We start from the raw sequence: 4,601 nt of genomic DNA, 5'->3' as shown, positions 1-4,601 counted from the left end.
TTGACCTTGGCCTTGGTGATCTTCTTCTCGATCTTCTTCTTCGACTTGGCCATCGCCGTCCCCCTGCTGCGTGCCGGATCAGTTGTCCAGAAGTTCGCGGTTCTTCAGCACCGCGGGGTCGATTTCGATCTCGGCGCGGGTGATCTCGGCCTCGGCGGCATAGCGTTCCAGCGCCGCCTCTATCGCATCGCGCTGGATCTGCTGGACGATGCTTTCGCGCACCTCGTCCAGTGCCGGGGCATCCTTCAGCCGGCTTTCATGCAGCTTGACCAGATGCCAGCCGAATTGCGTCTCGAACGGACCGGCGACCGTGCCGGGTTCCATCGCGACCACCACATCCTCGAAGGATTGCACCATCATGCCCTTGGTGAACCAGCCCAGTTCGCCGCCCATCTGCCCCGAACTGTCGATCGAGGTCTCCTTGGCCAGCTCGGCGAAATCGGCGCCGTCCTGCACCCGGGCCATGGCCGCCTGCGCCTCTTCCTCGGTCTCGACCAGGATATGCGCGGCGCGGTATTCCGGCGTGGGCTCGGCGCCCGCAAAGGCGGCCTCATAGGCGTCCTGAATCGCCTCCTCGGTCGCCGCTTCCTCGGCTGCGCGGCCCAGCGCCTCGTCCGCAAGGAAGGACCGCCGCTCGTTCTCCAGCGCCAGCCGTGCGCCCAGCGACAGCTCGCCGCCGGTCTGCTCGGCGACCGCGGTTTGCCGGATCAACTGGTCGAGGATCGCCTGATACAGCGTGTCGTCGGGCAGCGCCTGGTATTCCGGCGGAAGCTGCGCGCGCATGACGATCATGTGCCCAAGCGTGATCTCGGTCGCGCCCACGCGGGCCACGACGGTTCCGGGGCCGATCTCCTCGGCCGCCGCAGGAAGGGCCAGCCCGGCAACGAAGGCAAGCGCAAGCAGCGGTTTCGCAGGTCTGGACATGGGCAACTCCTTTCGTGCCGCGCGCTTGGCGACGTTGACTCCAATCTGGCGGCCCCTTACATCGCTGGTGGTCTTTGGGGCCGCTCCTCAGTCTGAAGCCACTTCTATTGCCGCATCGACAGGCGGGCAAGGCGTCCGTCGAACAACATCCCTTGAGACAGCCGCCGCGGAGAGCACATGCTGGGCATCGGAACACTCACCCGTAAGGTCTTTGGCACCAGGAATGACCGGATGGTCAAGAAGGTGCGCCCGCTGGTGACCCGCATCAACGAGCTGGAGCCCGAGTTCCAGGCGCTGACCGACGACGGGATCAAGGACAAGACCCGCGAGCTCATGCGCCGCTGCGCCGAGGGCGAGGAACTCGACGACCTGCTGCCCGAAGCCTTCGCCAATTGCCGCGAGGCCGCGCGCCGCGCGCTGGGCCTGCGCGCCTTCGATGTGCAGCTGGTGGGCGGCATCTTCCTGCACCGCGGCAACATCGCCGAGATGAAGACCGGCGAGGGCAAGACGCTGGTCGCGACCTTCCCGGCCTATCTGAACGCGCTGACCGGCAAGGGCGTGCATATCGTCACCGTCAACGACTACCTCGCCAAGCGCGACGCCGAATGGATGAGCAAGGTCTACGCCCATCTCGGCATGATGACCGGCGTGGTCTATCCCTGGCAGCCCGATGACGAGAAGCGCGCCGCCTACCGCGCCGACATCACCTACGCCACCAACAACGAGCTTGGCTTCGACTACCTGCGCGACAACATGAAGGCCGAGCTCAAAGACATGTCCCAGCGCGGGCATCATTTCGCGATCGTGGATGAGGTCGACTCGATCCTGATCGACGAGGCGCGCACGCCGCTCATCATCTCGGGGCCCAGCCAGGACCGCTCGGAACTTTACGTCGCGATGGACAAGGTCGTGCCCGACCTGACCGAAGAGCATTACAAGATCGACGAGAAGACCCGGATCGTCACCTTCACCGAAGAGGGCAACGATTTCATGGAGGAGCGCCTGCACCAGGTCGGCCTCCTGCCCGAGGGCCAGTCGCTCTACGATCCCGAAAGCACGACCATCGTCCACCACGCGACCCAGGCGCTCAAGGCGCACAAGCTGTTCCTCAAGGACAAGGATTACATCGTCCGCGACGGCGAGGTGATGCTGATCGACGAGTTCACCGGCCGCATGATGCGCGGCCGCCGCCTGTCCGAGGGGCTGCACCAGGCCATCGAGGCCAAGGAAGGCGCCAGGATCCAGCCCGAGAACGTGACGCTGGCCTCTGTCACCTTCCAGAACTATTTCCGCCTCTATGACAAGCTGGCGGGCATGACCGGCACCGCGGCCACCGAGGCCGAGGAGTTCATGCAGATCTACGGCCTTGGCGTGGTCGAGATCCCGACCAACCGCCCCATCGCCCGCCAGGACGAACATGACGCCGTCTACCGCACCGCCCGCGAGAAGTTCGAGGCCATCGTCGCCTCGATCAAGGAGGCGCATGAGCGGGGCCAGCCGGTTCTGGTCGGCACCACCTCGATCGAGAAATCAGAGAAACTGTCGGAGCTCCTGAAGAAGGAAAAGGTCCCCCACAACGTCCTGAACGCCCGCCACCACGAACAGGAGGCCCAGATCGTCGCCGATGCGGGCCGCTTCGGCGCGGTGACCATCGCCACCAACATGGCCGGGCGCGGCACCGACATCCAGCTTGGCGGCAATGTCGAGATGAAGGTGATGGAGGCGCTGGCCGCCGACCCCGAGGCGCATCCCGACGAGATCCGCGCCCGGATCGAGGCCGAACATGCCGACGAGAAGAAGAAGGTGCTCGACGCCGGCGGGCTGTTCGTCCTCGGCACCGAACGCCACGAATCGCGCCGCATCGACAACCAGTTACGCGGCCGGTCGGGCCGTCAGGGCGATCCGGGGCGGTCGGCCTTCTTCCTCTCGCTCGAAGACGACCTGATGCGCATCTTCGGCTCGGACCGTCTGGACAAGGTGCTGTCCACGCTGGGCATGAAGGAAGGCGAGGCCATCGTTCACCCCTGGGTGAACAAGTCCCTGGAAAGGGCCCAGGCCAAGGTCGAGGGCCGCAACTTCGACATCCGCAAGCAATTGCTCAAGTTCGACGACGTGATGAACGAGCAGCGCAAGGTCATCTTCGGCCAGCGGCTGGAAATCATGGAGGCCGCCGACCTGTCCGAGATCGTGCAGGACATGCGCCACCAAGTGATCGACGATCTGGTGGAAACCTACATGCCGCCGAAATCCTATGCCGATCAGTGGGATATCGAAGGTCTGAACGAGGCGCTGGCCGAGCAGTTGAGCCTTGACGCGCCGGTCGCCGCCTGGGCCGACGAAGAGGGCGTGGACGATGCCGAGATTCGCGAACGGCTGTGCGACGCCGCGGACGAGGCGATGGCGGTCAAGGCCGCGCAGTTCGGCCCCGAGGTCATGCGCAACATCGAAAAGCAGATCCTGCTCCAGACCATCGACACCAAATGGCGCGAACACCTCCTGACCTTGGAACATCTGCGCTCGGTCGTGGGCTTCCGCGGCTATGCCCAGCGCGATCCGCTGAACGAATACAAGACCGAGTCGTTTGCCCTGTTCGAGTCGATGCTGAACGCGCTGCGCGAGGATGTCAGCCGCAAGCTGGGCCAGATCCGGCCGCTGACCGAGGAAGAGCGCGGCGCGATGATGCGCCAGCTTGCCGAGCAGCAGCAGCAACTGGCCCAGGCCGCCGAGGGGGCAAGCGCCGAACATGCTGCCGCCCCCGGCGCGGCCCCGCCGCGCCCCGATGGCGCGGCCGAGGGCTTCGACGAGGCCCGGCCCGAAACCTGGGGCCGCCCGGGGCGCAACGACCCCTGCCCCTGTGGTTCGGGGCGCAAGTTCAAGCATTGCCATGGCCAGCTTGTCTGAACGGGTCCCGACAGGCGAGGATCCGGTGTTGAAAAATCGTCCTCCACACCGGAAACTCGCTGCCAACTGAGGCGGTCAGGGCCCTCTTGCCATGCGCTTGTTCCGATGCGCGGCGCTGGCCGCCGCGCTGTTCGCCCTTCTCGTCGTCCCCGCCCGGGCGCAGGACGTCACGCTCAGTTCGCGTGACGGATCGGTCGAGATCAGCGGCGCGCTGATCGGCTTCGACGGCGAATTCTACCGCGTCGACACGATCTATGGCCCGCTCACCCTCGACGGGCAGGGCGTCATCTGCACCGGCCCCGGCTGCCCCGGGATCGAGGCCCATGTCGCGCGCTTCCGCCTGTCCGGCACGCCCGTCCTGGGCGAGGTGCTGATGCCCGCCCTGATCGAGACCTATGCCGACCGGCGCGGCCTGTCCGTCACCCGCGACCGTGACGGGCCGCATATGCGTTTCGTTCTCAGCGACCGCGCCGCCGGTCATCCCGTGGCCGAGATCGACCTGACCCTTGTCAGCACCGAAGAGGGCTTCGCCGACCTGCTGGCAGAGACCGCCGATATCGTGATGGCCGACCGCGAACCGCGCCCCGAGGAAATCCGGCGTCTGCGTGAGGCGGGCTTCGGCGACCTTTCCGCTCCCGCCCGCCGCAGGGTCCTGGCGCTGGATGCCATCGTGCCGGTCGTCGCGCCCGGCCATCCGGTGCAGGAAATCGCCATCGACGCAATGATCGGCATCCTCACCGGCCAGATCACCGACTGGTCGGAACTCGGCGGCCCCG

Annotated in this window: 3 protein-coding genes; 2 read left to right on the top strand and 1 reads right to left on the bottom strand. The window is 66.1% G+C overall.

Going from position 1 to position 4,601, the window contains the following annotated elements:
• Positions 1-78: 78 nt before the first annotated feature.
• Complete coding sequence (locus ENN83_RS13510; protein ID WP_287187769.1) at positions 79-924, bottom strand: peptidylprolyl isomerase; 846 nt, start codon at positions 922-924, stop codon at positions 79-81.
• A 177-nt stretch (positions 925-1,101) separates the two neighbouring features.
• Here ENN83_RS13510 and secA point away from each other — a divergent pair, with 177 nt between their 5' ends.
• Both secA and ENN83_RS13500 read left to right on the top strand, forming a co-directional pair.
• The gene (secA, locus tag ENN83_RS13505) at positions 1,102-3,825 is read left to right on the top strand and encodes a preprotein translocase subunit SecA (protein WP_287187767.1); all 2,724 of its coding nucleotides are present in this window, start codon (positions 1,102-1,104) and stop codon (positions 3,823-3,825) included.
• A gap of 91 nt (positions 3,826-3,916) precedes the next feature.
• Positions 3,917-4,601: substrate-binding domain-containing protein (locus tag ENN83_RS13500; protein WP_287187766.1), on the top strand; the 685-nt coding region annotated here is incomplete at its 3' end.

The organism is Rhodovulum sp. (assembly GCF_011048875.1).
Classification (GTDB): Bacteria; Pseudomonadota; Alphaproteobacteria; order Rhodobacterales; family Rhodobacteraceae; genus Rhodovulum; species Rhodovulum tesquicola.
The sequence above is the reverse complement of the archived record's forward strand: the minus strand, read 5'-3'. Positions and strand labels throughout refer to the sequence as shown.

Coding starts and splice junctions, on each gene's coding strand:
- ENN83_RS13510 (WP_287187769.1), bottom strand. CDS start 924: ATGTCCAGACCTGCGAAACCGCTGCTTGCGCTTGCCTTCGTTGCCGGG.
- secA (WP_287187767.1), top strand. CDS start 1,102: ATGCTGGGCATCGGAACACTCACCCGTAAGGTCTTTGGCACCAGGAAT.